Raw genomic sequence first — 17,647 nt, forward strand, 5'->3', positions numbered from 1 at the left:
AAGGGTCCAAGCATGGACCCGATACCTCACGAGAGAGTTCGGTACCGATGAGCTGGGATTCACTGCCACTGATTGGCGTGGCACTGCTGTTGTGCTGGGTGTTCTACGCGTTCGCACGGGAAAGGTTCAGCCCCGACGTGGTCGTCGGCATCGCCGTTGCCGTGCTGCTGGTCAGCCAATTGCTGAGCCCGGCCGAGGTAATGGGTGTGTTGTCGAACAGCGCGCCCATTACCATCGCCTGCATGTTTATTCTGTCTGCCGCGCTGGAGCGCACCGGTTGCGTTGAAACCCTGGGCAACTGGCTCGCGCGCATGGGCGGGGGCAGCCAGTGGCGCACCCTGTTCAGCCTGATGATGACCGCCCTGCTGCTGTCGACCTTTATCAACAATACCCCGGTGGTCGCGATTCTCACGCCGGTCGCCATCGCGCTGGCCACCGGAATTGGCAGCAAGCCTTCAAAAATGCTGATCCCGCTGTCCTACGCCACCATTTTTGGCGGCACCATGACCATGATCGGCACCTCGACCAACATTCTGGTCGACGGTGTAGCCCGGCAAATGGGCATGGAGCCCTTCGGCATGTTCGACATTACCCTGCCCGGCCTGATTCTGGCCGGTATCGGTATGGCCTTCGTGCTGCTGATTGGTCACCGCCTGCTGCCGGAACGCGAGAGCCTGTCGCGCCAGCTGCGCCCGGATCAGTCCCGTACATTCATGACCGAGCTGCTGGTACCGCACGACTCGCCGGTGATTGGCCAGACCATCAGCCAGGCCAACCTGAACGGCAACAGCGGTATCCGGGTGCTGAAAATCTTCCGTGGCGACGACGAACTGTCGACCCCGCTCAACGACACCCGGCTGCTGGCCGGCGACCGGCTGGTGCTGCATGCCGGCATGCGCGACTTCGTCGAACTGCGCCAGAACGGCCTGCTGGCGATCAACCGCCCGGACAGCTTCGAGACCATCTCGACCCGCGACGTGATGCTGGCCGAGGCCATCGTCGGTCGTAACTCACGCTACAGCCACCGTCCGATGCGCGACCTCAACCTGACTGCGCGCTACGGTATTCACGTGCTGGCAGTGCATCGCCATAACGAGAATATCCAGGACAACCTGGACGACTTCGAGCTGCAATTCGGCGACGTCATGCTGGTCGAAGGTACTCCCGCACAGATCAAGAAGTTTGCCGACAACGGCGAGCTGATCAGCCTCAACTCGGTACAGGAACGCGCCTACCGCCGCGACAAGGCGCCGATTGCCATCGCCGCCGTGCTGGCCGTGATGGTGCTGGCCGCCTTCAAGGTCATGCCGATCGAGGGGCTGGCAATGATCGCCGCCGTACTGGTAGTTGCCACCGGCTGCCTGGATACCGAGGACGCCTACAAGGCCATCGACTGGCGCATCCTGACCCTGATCTTCGGTATGCTGGCGATCAGCATCGCAATGAACAAGGTCGGCCTGGTCGACACCGTAGTCAGCCACGTCATGACCCTGGCACCGCTGCTTGGCCCGCTGTTCATGCTGTCGTTCATCTACCTGCTGACCTCGGTGCTTACCGAAGTCGTCAGCAACAACGCGGTCGCTGTACTGGTTACCCCGATTGCCATTGGTGTAGCCCAGCAACTCGGTGCCGACCCGACGCCCTTCGTTGTCGCCGTGATGTTCGCCGCCAGCGCCAGCTTCGCCACCCCGATCGGCTACCAGACCAATACCTTTGTCTACAGCGCCGGTGGCTACCGGTTCGCCGACTTTATGCGCATCGGTGTGCCGCTGAACCTGATCATGTGGGCAGCAGGCTCGCTGATCATTCCGCTCGTCTGGCCGCTGTTTCCCTAGCGCGCGCAGGCGCGCGCGAGCTGCAAGCTGCAAGCTGCAAGCTGCAAGCTGCAAGCTGCAAGCGCAGTCAGGATGAATTGGCCTACAGGCAGTCAAACGCTTTTTAGCATTCAGGGTGCTATCCCAGCCAAAAGAAAACCCGCGCGATTCAACACCGCGCGGATTTTGCTTGTGGCTTATGGCTTGCCGCTTGCGGCTCAGCTCCCGCAAAGCGGGAGGTGACTAAAGCGAAGCGTCGAGCGCCTGCGACAGGTCGGCAAGAATGTCGTCGATATGCTCGATACCGATCGACAGACGCACCATGTCACGCGGCACACCGGCCTTGGCCAGCTCCTCGTCGTTCAGCTGACGGTGGGTGGTCGAGGCCGGGTGGCAGGCCAGTGACTTGGCGTCGCCGATGTTGACCAGTCGCACCACCAGGTTGAGCGCGTCGATAAAGCGCGCACCGGCTTCCTGGCCGCCCTTGATCCCGAACGACAGTACCGAAGCCGGCTTGCCGCCCATATAGCGTTTGGCGAGGGCGTGCTCGGGGTGATCTTCCAGCCCGGCGTACTGTACCCAGGCGACCTGCGGGTGGTTCTTCAGGAACGCCGCCACCGCCATCGCGTTGTCGCAGTGGCGCTCCATGCGCAGCGCCAGCGTTTCCAGCCCCTGCAGGATCATGAAGGCGTTGAACGGCGACAGCGCCGCGCCCATGTTGCGCAGCGGCACAACGCGGCAGCGGCCAATGAAGGCGGCCGGGCCGAAGGCCTCGGTATAGACCACGCCGTGATAGGACGGGTCGGCGGTATTGAGCAGCGGGAAACGTTCCGCGTTCTCGGCCCACGGGAAACAGCCACCATCGACAACGATGCCGCCCAGAGTGGTACCGTGACCACCCATGTATTTGGTCAGCGAGTGGACCACGATGTCCGCGCCGTGCTCAAACGGGCGGCACAGTGCCGGTGTGGCCACGGTGTTATCGACGATCAGCGGGACGCCGTGGCGGTGAGCCGCGTCGGCCAGCGCCTGAATGTCGATAACGTTACCGGACGGGTTGCCGATGGATTCGCAGAACACCGCCTTGGTGCGCGCGTCGATCAGGCTTTCCAGCGCGGCGATGTCGTCGTGGGCGGCAAAGCGGGTCTCGATGCCCTGACGCGGCAGAGTGTGGGCAAACAGGTTGTAGGTGCCGCCATACAGCTTGGCCACCGACACGATATTGTCGCCGGCTTCGGCCAGCGTCTGGATCGCATAGGTAATCGCGGCCATACCGGAGGCCACCGCCAGCGCACCCACGCCGCCCTCGAGCGCGGCAACCCGCTGCTCCAGCACATCGTTGGTCGGGTTCATGATGCGGCTGTAGATATTGCCAGGCACCTTCAGGTCGAACAGGTCGGCACCGTGCTGGGTGTTGTCAAAGGAGTACGAGGTGGTCTGATAGATCGGCACGGCCACCGCGTGGGTGTTCGGGTCTGGGGTATAGCCGGCGTGAATGGCGAGCGTTTCAAGCTTCATTGCGCTGTCCTTGTTATCGAGTTGTTCAAGCCCAGCGCCGAGCATGCAGAAGGAAGCCCGGACGGTCAATCCGGACAGACGTGACTTATTGACTCTCGATGTGGTCGTGCAGCGCCATAAACTGCTGGGTCAGCTTGTGCCGACCGTCGAGGAAGATCAGCGGAGTGGCCGCCTCATGCGACTCGCGCATGCGTACCGAGCTGTTCAGATGAACCGGCAACACCGGCAACCCCTCGGCAATGAGTTCATCAAGCATCTTCTGCGGCAGCGCGGCACGCGGCTGGAACTGGTTGACGACGATACCTTCAACCGCCAGATCCTCGTTATGCTCTTCACGCACGTCTTCCAACTCGCTCAGCAGACCGTAGAGCGCCTGCCGGGAGAAGCTGTCGCAGTCGAACGGGATCAGCACGCGGTCGGCGGCAATCAGCGCCGACATGGTATAGAAGTTGAAGGCCGGCGCGGTGTCGATGTAGATGCGCTCGTAGTTGTCCTTCAGATCGTTCAGCAGCTTGCGCAGCTTCTGTATCTTGTAGCGCGACTCCAGCTTGTGCTGCAACTCGGCCAGCTCGGGGCTGGCCGGCATGAGCCAGAGGTTCTCGAACGGTGTCTCGGTGACGAAGTGCTCGGCCTTCTTGCTGAACAGGCCGCTGGACAGGGTCTGGGCGAAGAAGTCGGCGATGGTGGTATCGACATCCGCCATGCGCTCGCCCAGCAGGTAGTGACTGGAGTTGGCCTGCGGGTCCAGGTCAATCACCAGGGTCTTGTAGCCCGCCGCGGCACTGACCGCGGCGAGGTTGCAGGCGATGCTGGATTTACCGACCCCACCCTTCTGGTTGAACACTACCCTGCGCATACGCCTTCTCCTTGTTCAGTCGCTTCCGTCGTGCGCCATCTTGGCGCAGGAACCGTCAGACCACGATAGCATTCGGATCGTGATAGATCGCTGACAATTCATGCACCGCCTCGATAAAGGCACCGGCGTGAGCCGGGTCAACCTCGGGTGTAATACCGTGGCCCAGGTTGAATACATGGCCGCTGCCCTTGCCGTAGCTGGCGAGGATGCGTGCCACCTCGGCACGAATCGCCGCCGGCTTGGCGTACAGCACCGTCGGGTCCATGTTGCCCTGCAATGCAACCTTTGCACCAACCCGCGAGCGGGCGACGCCAATATCCATGGTCCAGTCCAGACCCAGCGCGTCGGCACCGGCATCGGCGATGCTTTCCAGCCACAGGCCGCCGTTCTTGGTGAACAGGATGACCGGAATCTTGCGACCGTCATGCTCGCGAATCAGACCGGAAACGATCTTGCGCATGTAGGCCAGCGAAAACTTCTGGTAGGCGTCGGCGGAGAGGTTGCCGCCCCAGGTATCAAAAATCTGCACCGCCTGGGCGCCGGCAAGAATCTGGCCGTTCAAGTAGCTGGTGACAGACTGGGCGAGCTTGTCGAGCAGCAGGTGCATGGCCTCAGGCTGGTCGTAGAGCATGGCCTTGGTCTTGCGGAAGTCCTTGGAAGAACCGCCCTCGACCATGTAGGTCGCCAGCGTCCAGGGGCTGCCGGAGAAGCCGATCAGCGGCACCCGGCCGTTCAACTCACGGCGAATGGTGCGCACCGCATCCATCACGTATCCCAGATCGTTCTCCGGATCGGGAACCGGCAGCGCCTCGATATCGGCCAGACTGTTAATCACCTTGCGAAAGCGCGGACCTTCGCCGGTCTCAAAGTACAGGCCCTGCCCCATGGCATCCGGAATCGTCAAAATATCGGAGAACAGAATGGCCGCGTCCAGCGGGTAGCGATCCAGCGGCTGCAGGGTTACTTCGCAGGCCATCTCCGGATTCATGCACAGCCCCATGAAATCGCCCGCCCGTGCACGCGAGGCGCGATACTCCGGCAGATAGCGGCCAGCCTGGCGCATCATCCACACAGGGGTGACATCCACCGGCTGACGCATCAGCGCGCGCAGGAAACGATCATTCTTGAGTTCGGTCATGGGGGCACATCCAGTCGAAAAAGTCAGCGGCCATTGTAGCGGCAATTGGCGGGAAAGATCAGGGCCAGAAACAACAAGGGCGCCCGAAGGCGCCCCTGTATGTGTGACCGGTTGTCACACGCCGAGGAAGTCGAGGATACCCTCGGCAGCCTGGCGACCTTCGAAGATCGCGGTCACCACCAGATCGGAGCCGCGCACCATGTCGCCACCGGCAAAGATCTTCGGGTTGCTGGTCTGGAACTTGTACTGACCTTGCTCAGGCGCAATCACGCGACCCTGGCTGTCAGTCTCAACGTTCTTGTCAGCAAACCAGTCGGCCGGGCTCGGACGGAAACCGAAGGCGATGACCACGGCATCGGCCGGCAGCACTTCTTCGGAACCCGGAATCGGCTCGGGACTGCGGCGACCGCGGGCGTCCGGCTCACCCAGACGGGTTTCCACCACCTTGACGCCTTCAACCTTGTCTTCGCCAACAATGGCGATCGGCTGGCGGTTGAACAGGAACTTCACGCCCTCGTCCTTGGCGTTCTTCACTTCCTTGCGCGAACCCGGCATGTTGGCTTCGTCACGGCGGTAGGCGCAGGTCACTGCGGTCGCACCCTGGCGAATGGACGTGCGGTTACAGTCCATTGCGGTATCACCACCGCCGAGCACAACCACCTTCTTGCCCTTCATATCGATAAAGTCGTCAGCGGACTTCTCGAACCCGAGGTTGCGGTTGACGTTGGCGATCAGGAAGTCCAGGGCGTCGTATACACCAGGCAGATCTTCACCCGGGAAGCCGCCCTTCATGTAGGTGTAGGTACCCATGCCCATGAACACGGCATCGTACTCGGCCAGCAGGTCGTCGATCATGACGTCCTTACCGATCTCGGTGTTCAGGCGGAACTCGATACCCATGCCTTCGAATACTTCGCGGCGGCGTGACAGCACGCTCTTCTCGAGTTTGAACTCGGGGATACCGAAGGTCAGCAGGCCACCGATTTCCGGGTAACGGTCGAATACCACCGGGCTGACACCGGCACGCGCCAGCACGTCGGCGCAACCCAGACCGGCCGGGCCGGCACCGATGATGGCAACGCGCTTGCCCGTCGGCACGACACCGGACATGTCCGGGCGCCAGCCCATGGCGAAGGCGGTATCGGTAATGTACTTCTCGACCGAGCCGATGGTGACCGCACCAAAACCGTCGTTCAGGGTACAGGCGCCTTCACACAGACGGTCCTGCGGGCACACGCGGCCGCAGACTTCCGGCAGGGTGTTGGTCTGGTGCGACAGCTCGGCGGCTTCGAGGATGTTGCCCTCGGAGACCAGCTTCAGCCAGTTCGGAATAAAGTTGTGTACCGGGCACTTCCACTCACAGTAGGGGTTGCCACAACCGAGGCAGCGGTGCGCCTGGTCGGACGCCGCTTCCGGCTTGAACTGCTCGTGAATCTCGACGAACTGGGTCTTGCGCACGCGCAGCGGGCGCTTCTTGGGATCTTCACGACCTACATCGATAAACTGGAAGTCGTTGTTCAAACGGTCTGCCATATCTCAACCTCTAAACTGCAGCGGCGGCTTCATCACACCACTGCAAGACTCATCAGGGCCAGCGGCAGGCTGGGGCGCTCGGTGCGCGGCAGCCTGCCTGCGGCGGCTTTATTGTGGGTTCGCTCGCGTGCTGGTCAGCAGGGCCCGCAGGCTTGCGGCCTTCGGCTTGACCAGCCAGAAGCGGCGGATGTAGTCGTCCAGGTTGTCCAGCACCTCGGCACCCCATGCACTGCCGGTTTCGGTGACGTACTCGGTCAGCACCTGGGTCAGGTGGCTGCGGTACATCTCCATCGCCTCGTTGCTGATGCGGTGCAACTCGACCAGCTCATGATTGAGCTTGTCGAAGAAGGTATTGTCCATATCCAGCACATAGGCAAAGCCACCGGTCATACCGGCACCGAAATTGTGGCCGGTACTGCCGAGTACGCAGACCATACCGCCGGTCATGTACTCACAGCAGTGGTCGCCAGCGCCTTCGATGACCGCGTGCGCACCGGAGTTACGCACCGCGAAGCGCTCGCCGGCCACGCCGGCTGCGAACAGCTTGCCACCGGTGGCACCGTACAGGCAGGTGTTGCCGATGATCGAGGTCTGCTCGGAGCGGAACGGGCTGCCCTTGGGCGGTACAATGGTCAGCTTGCCGCCGGTCATGCCCTTGCCGACGTAGTCGTTGGCATCGCCTTCCAGATACATGTGCAAACCACCGGCGTTCCAGACGCCGAAGCTCTGACCGGCCGTGCCCTTCATGCGGAAGGTGATCGGTGCGCTGGCCATGCCCTGGTTGCCGTGTACCTTGGCGATCTCGCCGGACACACGGGCACCGATGGAACGGTCACAGTTGGTCAGCGACAGCTCGAACTCGCCACCGGTACGACCGTCGATGGCGGCACGCGCCATCTCGACCATCTTCTCGGCAGTCAGGCCCTTGTCGAACGGCGGGTTACGCGGCGACTCGCAGAACTGCGGCTTGTCGGCCGGAACGTCCTTGCTGAACAGCAACGGCTCGAGATCCAGGTTTTGCTGCTTGGCGGTCGTGCCGGGCAGGATTTCCAGCAGATCGGTACGGCCGATCAGGTCCTGCAGACTGCGCACACCCAGCTTGGCCAGCCACTCACGGGTTTCCATGGCGACGTAGGTGAAGAAGTTCATCACCATCTGCACGGTACCTATGTAGTGGTTGTCACGCAGGTGCTGGTTCTGGGTCGCAACACCGGTCGCGCAGTTGTTCAGGTGGCAGATACGCAGGTATTTGCAGCCCAACGCGATCATCGGCGCGGTACCGAAACCAAAGCTCTCGGCACCGAGGATCGCCGCCTTGATCACGTCCAGACCGGTTTTCAGACCACCGTCGGTCTGTACCCGGACCTTGCCACGCAGATCATTGCCGCGCAGGGTCTGATGGGCTTCGGACAGGCCCAGCTCCCAGGGCGAGCCGGCATAACGGATGGAGGTCAGCGGCGAGGCGCCGGTACCACCGTCGTACCCGGAGATGGTGATCAGGTCAGCGTAGGCCTTGGCCACACCGGCGGCGATGGTACCCACGCCCGGCTCGGATACCAGTTTGACCGACACCAGCGCCTGCGGGTTGACCTGCTTGAGGTCAAAGATCAGCTGCGACAGATCTTCAATCGAGTAGATGTCGTGGTGTGGCGGCGGTGAAATCAGCGTCACACCCGGGACTGCATAACGCAGACGGGCAATCAGCTCGTTGACCTTGCCACCCGGCAGCTGGCCACCCTCACCGGGCTTGGCACCCTGGGCAACCTTGATCTGCAGCACCTCGGCGTTGACCAGGTATTCCGGGGTCACACCAAAGCGACCGGAAGCGATCTGCTTGATCTTGGAGGTGCGCTCGGTTCCGTAGCGAGCGGGGTCTTCACCACCTTCACCAGAGTTCGAGCGTGCGCCCAGACGGTTCATCGCCTCGGCGATGGCCTCATGTGCCTCGGGAGACAGTGCACCCAGCGAGATACCGGCAGAGTCAAAGCGCTTGAAGATCGACTCCAGCGGCTCGACCTCATCCAACGCAATCGCCTGCTGGTCGTCGCGCACCTTGAGCAGGTCACGCAGCGCCGCAACCGGACGGCTGTTCACCAGCGCGGCGTACTCCTGATACTTGTCGTAGCTGTCGCCCTGCACCGCATCCTGCAGCGCGCGGACCACGTCCGGGTTGTAGGCATGATATTCGCCACCAAACACGAACTTGAGCAGACCGCCCTGCTGGATCGCCTTGCGCGGGTTCCAGGCTTCCTTGGCCAGCAGCGCCTGTTCGGCCTGCAGGTCCTGGAAGCGGGCACCCTGAATGCGGCTGGCAACGCCCTTGAAGCAGACATCAACGACTTCGTCGGCCAGACCCACTGCTTCAAACAGTTGGGCACCACGATAGGACGCGATGGTGGAGATACCCATCTTCGACAGGATCTTCAGCAGGCCCTTGGAAATACCCTTGCGGTAGTACTTGAAGGTTTCGTACAGGTCGCCAATGACTTCGCCGGTACGGATCAGGTCACCCAGCACTTCATACGCCAGGTACGGGTAGACTGCGGTCGCACCGAAGCCGATCAGCACCGCGTAGTGATGCGGATCACGGGTGGTCGCGGTTTCAACCAGGATGTTGCACTCGCAACGCAGACCCGTCGCGGTCAGGTGGTGATGCACAGCACCTACAGCCAGCGCCGCGTGGACCGGCAGCTTGCCCTGCTCGATAGCCCGGTCGCTCAGCACGATCAGCGTCTTGCCTTCACGCACGGCGGCCTCGGCCTGGGCGGCGATATCGCGCACGGCCTCGCCAAGCGGCGTGCCTTCAGCGACGTTGAGGTCAATGACGTGGCGCGCAAAACCGGGACGCTCGTCCAGGTTCATGATGGTGCGCCACTTGGCCGGAGAGATCACCGGCGAGCTGAGAATCGCGCGATTGGCGTGATCGGCAGTCTCTTCAAAGACGTTGCGCTCGGCACCCAGGCAGGTTTCCAGCGACATGACGATGGCTTCACGCAGCGGGTCGATCGCCGGATTGGTCACCTGGGCGAACTGCTGACGGAAGTAGTCATAGACCGAACGCACGCGACCGGACAGCACCGCCATCGGCGTGTCGTCGCCCATGGAGCCGACCGCTTCCTGACCGTTCTCGGCCAGCGGGCGCAGCACCTGGTCACGCTCTTCGAAGGTGACCTGGAACATCTTCATGTACTGTTTGAGACGCTCGGACGAGAGGAAATCGGAGCCGTGGTCGCGATCATCCAGCGTAGCCTGGATGCGCAGGGCATTTTCCTTCAGCCACTTGCGGTACGGATGACGGGACTTCAGGCGATTAGCCACATCATCGGTGTGCAGCACTTCGCCAGTCTGAGTGTCGACAGCCAGAATCTGACCCGGACCAACACGGCCCTTGCTGACGACGTCTTCGGGCTGGTAGTCCCACACGCCGATTTCGGAGGCCAGGGTGATATAGCCGTTCTTGGTGATGACATAACGCGCCGGGCGCAGACCGTTGCGGTCGAGCAGACAGACCGCGTAGCGACCTTCGGTCAGTACAATACCGGCCGGGCCGTCCCAGGCTTCCATATGCATGGAGTTGTATTCGTAGAACGCCCGCAGATCGGCATCCATGGTCTCCACGTTTTGCCACGCCGGCGGCACAACCATGCGGATGGCGCGGAACAGATCCATGCCGCCGCAGATCAGCAGCTCAAGCATGTTGTCCATGCTCGAGGAGTCGGAACCGGTGGTGTTGACCAGCGGTGCCAGGCTGTCCAGATCGGGCATCAGATCGTTGGTGAACTTGTTACGGCGCGCCTGGGCCCAGTTACGGTTAGCGGTGATGGTGTTGATTTCACCATTGTGGGCAACCAGACGGAACGGCTGCGCCAGCGGCCACTTCGGCAGGGTATTGGTTGAGAAGCGCTGGTGGAACACGCTGATCGCGGTTTCCATTCGGGCATCACCCAGATCCGGATAGAACTTGTCCAGATCGGCCGGCATCATCAGGCCCTTGTAGGACACGACCTTGTGCGACAGGCTGCAGACATAGAAGTTGCTGTCGGCCTGCATGGCGATTTCGGCCTTGCGGCGCACGTAGAACAACTTGACGGCAAATTGCTGCTCGTCCAAGCCCTCGCCTGATACGAACACTTGCTCAATACGCGGCATGCTGCTCAGGGCCAGCGGGCCGAGAACCGACGGATCGACCGGCACTTCGCGCCAGCCCAGACCGGTCAGCCCCTGATCACTCAAGGCGTCGGCAAAAGCCTGTTTGGCAGCGGTGCTGGCAGCCTCGTCGGCACCCATGAACACCATGCCCACGGCGTACTGGTCGGGCAGTTCGACCGCCAGCGTCTCGCGGGCAACCTCGCGCAGAAAACGGTCCGGCTTCTGAATGAGCAGGCCGCAACCATCGCCGGTCTTGCCGTCGGCGTTAATGCCGCCGCGGTGGGTCATGCACGTCAGCGCTTCAATTGCCGTCTGCAGCAGGTGATGACTGGGCTGGCCTTCCATGTGGGCAATCAAACCAAAGCCACAGTTATCCTTGAACTGATCAGGCTGGTATAGACCTGCTTTCATAGGCACTCTCTCAAAAAGCTAGTAAATTCGGGCGCGTTAGACTCCAGATCACAGAGAAATCTGGCCCTGCGCCGGACAAAAGGGGAGTAATTGTACACAGCGGCATCAGCGCCCACAATTTTTTTTGGGCAAAAAATGCCGCTTGGGCGTATCCAAATGTCGTAAATAGGAAACTTTTGCCACCCCTGCCAAGCGCCCGAAGGCGCTTTACAGATCCTGCCACAGGGCGCGGCGCACCCGTCAGCCTTGCACCGACGGGCTCAGGCTCAGCGCAAACCGCCCTGAATGTCCCCAATGCTGCGCGGCCAGGGCTTGCTGTCGCGCAGAACAGCAGGCAGCTCGGCAATTCCGGCCTGGGCAGCCTGGCGGGAAGGATAAATGCCCTGGGTGACCACAAACCAGGCAGCACCCTGATGCGTCGTCTCGAAATAGCCCAGATCAGAGACGCCGGCGTGCTTACCGATAAAACTGCGGGCCGCCGCCTCTGAGCGCGTACCCAGCAACTGAACCACATACTCGGAACCCGCGCGCTGACGGTACCACTGCGCGTCATGCGTAACCGATGACGCAGCGGACGCAACAACCGGCGCCGTAACGGGAGCAGGCGCTGGCGTCGGGACTGGAGCTGGAGCTGGAGCTGGAGCTGGAGCTGGAGCTGGAGCTGGAGCTGGAGCTGGAGCTGGAGCTGGAGCTGGAGCTGGAGCTGGAGCTGAAACAGGCTGTGGCGAGGAATCGGATTGCGCAACCTCCAATTCGGGTGCACGAGCAGGGACAGTTTCATCGCCCTCTACCAGCACCGGCGCATCAACCAGGCCAGCCACTGACGGCGCTGTTTGGTTGCCGCCGTCATTCTGAGCAGCAGCCGAGGCCGGCGCCGGCGGCGCAATCGGCTCGGGTACTTCAATTTGCGCCTCAACGACCGGCTCCGGCAACTGCAGCACCGTGCGCTCCGGCTCAACCGGGGCTCGATCCCCCATGTACCAGGCCACGGCAACACCCAGCCCAATCAGGCCAAGCGCTGCCAGCGCCTTGAAGGGTATACCGCCTGAGCTTGAAGTGCGCGCTGCCAGTGGCGCCTGCTGCATCGCCCGAAGCATAACCTGACGTCCTGCCAGATTGATCCCGCCGGGCCAGCCGCCGCTGAGCCGGTGAATCTCCTCAATCTGCTCGTCGCTGAGCAGCTCGATTCCCTGACCGGCGCCTTCCAGGCGCTGGGCGAGATAGTCGCGGGTTTCGTTAACATCCAGCGCGGCCAGACTGACAACATGAACATTGCCAGCCTCCTCACCCGCAGCGGCAGAAGCAAAACGCCCCACCGATTCGCTATCGGCAAACAGGAATACCCGCGGTGCAAAGCTGCCGGCTTCAGCGATTTCACACAACATGCTGATGGCCGACGACTCAAGCAGTTCGGCATCATCAATGACCAGATAGAGCTGAATGCCTACCAGCTCGCTTTGCTGCGCCTTCTGCAGCAGACTGGCCACATCGCGCTGTTCGGTATTGAGCGCCTGACAAAGCTGGGCCAGCAGGGCCGCCTCAGACGCGTGCTCACGCGCAGACAATACAACACACTGAACGGTATCCTTGTTACTGCTGGCAACCAGCGCCTGGCGCAACAACGTCTTGCCGGCACCCTGCGGCCCCGCTACCACCAGCACCTTGTGGCCATAACGAGCGAGATGGTGCAACTCGGCGAGAACCGGCTTTCTTTTCGGCGTAAAGAACTTGAAGCCTGGAGCCCGCGCGGCAAAGGGATCGTGACTGAGCTGGTAATGCTCCAGCAACTCGTCCGGCTGACTCACCGCACTGAAAACCTCATCAAAACCATTACTCATTGTTCACTGTCCTGCAGGCATTCACGAAGCGCCAAGACATCATAATCGGCCGTCACTTCTGCGTCGCCAATCCGGCGCAGCAGCACCAGGCGCAGCTGACCGTCGAGAACCTTTTTATCCACTGCCATCAGGCGCTCAAAGTCGGACGCCCGCATACCGGCAGGCGCACGAACCGGCAATCCAGCTGCGGCGATGACGGATTCGCCACGCTTTCGATCAACATCCGAGATCCAGCCAAGCCGCTCCGACAGGTCAAGCGCCATGACCATTCCGGCGCCCACGGCCTCTCCGTGCAGCCAGCTGCCGTAGCCCTGGTGTGCCTCAATGGCGTGGCCGAAGGTATGACCCAGATTGAGAATCGCGCGCACACTGCCTTCGCGCTCGTCAGCAGCAACAACCTCGGCCTTGATAGCACAGGAGCGCATGATCGCCTCGGTCACCAGCGTCGTATCGAGTTGACGCAAGCCGACCATGTTCCGTTCCAGCCAGCCAAGAAAGGCTTCATCCCTGATCAGGCCGTACTTGATTATCTCCGCCAGCCCGGCGCTGACCTCACGACCCGGCAGGGTCTTGAGGCTGTCAGTGTCGATAATCACCGCCTTGGGCTGATAGAAGGCGCCGATCATATTCTTGCCTGCCGGATGATTGATGCCGGTCTTGCCGCCCACAGAAGAGTCAACCTGCGACAACAGGGTGGTAGGCACCTGAATGAAATCGACACCGCGCTGGTAGGCAGACGCAGCGAAGCCCGTCATGTCACCAATTACACCACCACCAAGGGCAATGAGCGTTGTTCGGCGATCATGGCGCTCCGCCAGCAGGGCATCGAAAATCTGCTGCAGTGTTGCCCAGTTCTTGTAGGCCTCACCCGTCGGCAAGACCACCGAGGTTACCTTGTAGTCACTGAGCACCTGCTGCAGAGACTCAAGATATAGCGGCGCGACGGTATCATCGGTGACGATGCACACCTGCCGACCGCCGATATGACGAGCGAACATCTCAGCCTGGGCCATCAGACCCGAGCCGATATAAATTGGATAACTGCGATCACCTAGATCGACATTCAGAACCTGCATCAATGCACTCCCCATTCAGCTGGCACAGGATACAACAGTCGCGGGAAGCTGCGATACGGGAGGGAGGAGAAGCAAAAGCTGTAAAACTCAGGCTTCCTGCAGCTTGGCCAGAATGGCGTTAACAACCACCTTGGGGCCGCGTTGATCCGTTTCGATGATCAGATCGGCAATTTCCCGATAGAGCGGATCTCGCTTGGCCATCAGGTCACGCAGCACCGCCTCGGGATCGGCGGTTTGCAGCAGAGGGCGCTGACGATCCTTGGCCGTCCGTTGCAGCTGCTGCTCGACACTGGTGCACAGGTAGACGACCAGACCACCGGATTTAAGCGCAGCACGATTGGCCGGGCGCATGACAACGCCACCGCCGGTCGCCAGCACGATTCCGTCCTCATGGACCAGCTCGGCAATCATCGCCTCCTCACGCTGGCGAAACCCCTCCTCGCCCTCAACATCGAAGATCCAGGGGATATCGGCACCAGTGCGCACCTCGATCTCTCGATCGGAGTCCTTGAAGGGGTATTTGAGCTCTTTGGCAAGCAAACGCCCGATGGTGCTTTTTCCAGCACCCATCGGGCCTATCAGAAAGACGTTACGCAAGAAGATTACCTGGCCAGCGTGATGGCACCGTTGTTGATGATCCGCGGCGTCAGGAAAATCAGCAGCTCGGTCTTGCTCTCTGCCGTTACGTCACGACGGAACATCCGACCGAGCAACGGCAGATCACCAAGGAAAGGTACCTTTTCCTGAGCACTGGAGGTCTCGCTCTGGAATACGCCACCGATCACGATAGTTTCACCGTCGGCAACCAGGATATTGGCATTGACCTCATTCTTGCGAATGGTCGGCACCCCATTCACCTGGTTGGAGAAGTCCGGCTCATCCTTGGTCACGATAACTTCCATGATCACCTGGTTGTCCGGAGTGATCTGGGGGGTCACTTCCAGCGACAGCACTGCATCGGCAAAGGACGTCGTGGTTGCACCGCTGGAGCTGGCTTCCTGATACGGAATTTCCGAACCTTTCAGGATCTTTGCCGTTTCCTTGTCGGAGGTCACCACTTTCGGCTGGGAAATCACCTCACCGTTACCGGTGCTCTCCATCGCGGACAGTTGCAGATCCAGAATGGTGTTGTCGGTAATAAAGCCGATGCCGATCCCCGAGGTGGAGCCCACTACGCCCATATCGACGAACGGAGAGTTTGCCGGGCGCTCCGGTACACCGTAATAGCCACCAGAGGTAGTATCCGGGGGCAGAAAGTCCGGCGCGTCAACGATGTCGGTCTGGCCGTCCTTACCGAAAGCGGAGAAGTTCCCGCCCAAATTGAACGCGCCACCCCAGCGCACGCCCAGCGCCTTGTCGAAGCCGACGTTGGCCTCAACAATCCGGGCTTCGATCATGACCTGACGAACCGGAATGTCCAGCTGAGTCACGATGCGGCGCAGCTCGTCCAGCTTTTGCTGGGTTTCCAGCGCGATAATGCTGTTGGTACGCTCATCAACCGTCAGCGAACCCCTTTGAGAGTCGGCGTCAGCTGCCGTCACTGAGGCAAACAGCTTGGCAATATCCGCCGCCTTGGCGTAATTGACCTGAATCAGCTCGCGACGCAGCGGCGCCAACTCGGCAATCTGCTTCTGCGCCTCCAGCTCCTGACGCTCGCGTGCAGCGATCTCGTCTGCCGGCGCTACCAGCAACACATTACCCACCTGACGCTTATCCAGACCTTTGGTCTTGAGCACCAGATCCAGCGCCTGATCCCATGGCACGTTCTGCAGGCGCAGCGTGATGCTGCCCTGAACGGTATCGCTGGCTACCAGGTTCAGGTCGGTGAAGTCGGCAATCAACTGCAGCACCGAGCGCACTTCGATATCCTGGAAGTTCAGCGACAGCTTCTCACCGGTATAGGCGAACGCGTCAGCACGACGCTGCTCCACCTCGGCACGGGTCAGCGGCTTGAAGCTGACGGTCAGGCGATTGTCAGCCTGATACACCAGATGCTCGTAATAGCCGGTCGGCTCAATCACGATAGACGCATTGTCGCCGCTGCCACTGGCATTGACGAAGTTCACCGGCGTGGCGAAGTCCTTGACGTCCAGCTGAACACGCAGCTCGTCAGGCAGGCGGGTATTTGGGAAGTTGAGCTTGACGCGACCGCCCTGCTCCTCCACGTCGACCCGGATAGTCGGATCACTCAAGTCAATGACGACATTACCGGAGCCGTCACTGCCACGCTGAAAGTCCAGGCTGGTGATAGCGCGACCACTGGCGACCGGACTGGATACCGCCGGCTCGTTGTCCGTGCGCCAGTTATTGTTGGTGGCCACCGGAGTGGCGGCGGCCGTGGTTGCCGGCGCTGCCGCTGCCGTTGCACCAACCATCACGTACAGGTCATTGCCTTCGGCGCGGGTGGTGTAGGGCGCCAGGCTGGTCAAATTGATGATCAGGCGGGTACGGTCACCGGCCTCAACGACGGTCACGCTCCGGGCATTACCCAGACCGAGTTCGCGGCTGCGCTCACCAAGCTTGTTCTTGACGCCTGGCAGGTCCAGCGCGATCCGCGCCGGCTGGTCGATGGTGTAACCCTTCGGCGAGCCGGTGACAGGCTCGTCGAAGCTCAGTTTGAGCTCTACCCGATCCCCCGGCAGAGAAGCGACATCCATACGTTGCAGATCAGCCGCAAGGGCCAACGGACTCAGCAGTGACATTACTGCTGCGAGCGGAAAAATTCTGGTCAGAGACATTTGCTTGCGTTCCACGCGTGACTGTTTGCAGTTCATGTTTTCTCTCCCTGGTTGTCCTACCCGCGCTCAGCAAGGCTGAGGGTGCGCGGTCGCTCCAACCACCCGCCTTCTCCGTCCGGCACGATTTCAACTACATCAACGCGATTTTCTTCGATCCCGGTGACACGTCCATGATTACGCCCTAGGTAATCGCCAATTCTGACCCGATGCACACTGCCGGCACCGGAGATGAGCGCCTGCATTCCCTCGGCGTTACTGATGGTACCGACCATCTGGAAACTCTCGATGTTGAACCCTTCAAGGAACTGCTTGACGCGGTTTTCGTCAGGCTTGATGTCCTGAGACCCTTTTTGCCGCTGCGACAGATCAATCTTGATCGGCGGCTGGAAGGGGCTGCGCAGGGACGCTGCGCTGTAGGTGAAGGCCTCATAGGGTTCAAAGCGTGGCAACGGCTCGATCTTGCCCGCAGGACGCGCGCGCACATCGTCCATGAATTTCTGCAGATCGGAAAAATCGTTACTGCCACAGCCACTGAGCGAAAACGCCGCCAGCAGCGTCAATCCGGTCATTCGCCAG

General features: G+C 61.1%; 11 protein-coding genes. 1 reads left to right on the top strand and 10 read right to left on the bottom strand.

Annotation, left to right across the window (positions count from 1 at the left end):
- The first annotated feature begins 47 nt into the window (after positions 1–47).
- A complete protein-coding gene (locus O5O48_RS03070) occupies positions 48–1,835 on the top strand; it encodes an SLC13 family permease (protein WP_269688121.1) in 1,788 nt (595 codons plus the stop codon).
- Positions 1,836–2,057: 222 nt separating this feature from the next.
- Here O5O48_RS03070 and O5O48_RS03075 read toward each other — a convergent pair whose 3' ends face one another.
- The 10 genes from O5O48_RS03075 to pilP form a co-directional block, all read right to left on the bottom strand.
- On the bottom strand, positions 2,058–3,332 hold the full coding sequence (locus O5O48_RS03075) for a bifunctional O-acetylhomoserine aminocarboxypropyltransferase/cysteine synthase (protein ID WP_228245553.1): 1,275 nt from the start codon (positions 3,330–3,332) through the stop codon (positions 2,058–2,060).
- 85 nt (positions 3,333–3,417) lie between these two features.
- A complete protein-coding gene (locus O5O48_RS03080; protein ID WP_228245554.1) occupies positions 3,418–4,188 on the bottom strand; it encodes a ParA family protein in 771 nt (256 codons plus the stop codon).
- Between the two features lie 55 nt (positions 4,189–4,243).
- Positions 4,244–5,326, bottom strand: a complete 1,083-nt coding sequence (hemE, locus tag O5O48_RS03085) for a uroporphyrinogen decarboxylase (RefSeq protein WP_228245555.1) — start codon at positions 5,324–5,326, stop codon at positions 4,244–4,246.
- Positions 5,327–5,440: 114 nt separating this feature from the next.
- On the bottom strand, positions 5,441–6,859 hold the full coding sequence (locus tag O5O48_RS03090) for an FAD-dependent oxidoreductase (protein WP_088277105.1): 1,419 nt from the start codon (positions 6,857–6,859) through the stop codon (positions 5,441–5,443).
- A 108-nt stretch (positions 6,860–6,967) separates the two neighbouring features.
- A complete protein-coding gene (gltB, locus tag O5O48_RS03095) occupies positions 6,968–11,419 on the bottom strand; it encodes a glutamate synthase large subunit (protein ID WP_269688122.1) in 4,452 nt (1,483 codons plus the stop codon).
- A 266-nt stretch (positions 11,420–11,685) separates the two neighbouring features.
- Positions 11,686–13,257: an AAA family ATPase gene (locus O5O48_RS03100; RefSeq protein ID WP_269688123.1), complete on the bottom strand. Its 1,572-nt coding sequence runs from the start codon at positions 13,255–13,257 to the stop codon at positions 11,686–11,688.
- The gene (gene aroB, locus O5O48_RS03105; protein ID WP_269688124.1) at positions 13,254–14,333 is read right to left on the bottom strand and encodes a 3-dehydroquinate synthase; all 1,080 of its coding nucleotides are present in this window, start codon (positions 14,331–14,333) and stop codon (positions 13,254–13,256) included. The genes O5O48_RS03100 and aroB overlap by 4 nt, the downstream gene beginning before the upstream one ends.
- Positions 14,334–14,420: 87 nt before the next feature.
- Entirely contained in the window at positions 14,421–14,930 is a 510-nt protein-coding gene (aroK, locus tag O5O48_RS03110) for a shikimate kinase AroK (protein ID WP_228245559.1), read from the bottom strand.
- 5 nt (positions 14,931–14,935) lie between these two features.
- Positions 14,936–17,071, bottom strand: a complete 2,136-nt coding sequence (pilQ, locus tag O5O48_RS03115) for a type IV pilus secretin PilQ (protein ID WP_269688125.1) — start codon at positions 17,069–17,071, stop codon at positions 14,936–14,938.
- Positions 17,072–17,127: 56 nt separating this feature from the next.
- The gene (pilP, locus tag O5O48_RS03120) at positions 17,128–17,640 is read right to left on the bottom strand and encodes a type 4a pilus biogenesis lipoprotein PilP (RefSeq protein ID WP_228245571.1); all 513 of its coding nucleotides are present in this window, start codon (positions 17,638–17,640) and stop codon (positions 17,128–17,130) included.
- Positions 17,641–17,647 lie beyond the last annotated feature (7 nt).

Source organism: Halopseudomonas sp. MFKK-1, from assembly GCF_027474385.1.
In the GTDB taxonomy this organism is placed as follows: Bacteria; Pseudomonadota; Gammaproteobacteria; order Pseudomonadales; family Pseudomonadaceae; genus Halopseudomonas; species Halopseudomonas aestusnigri.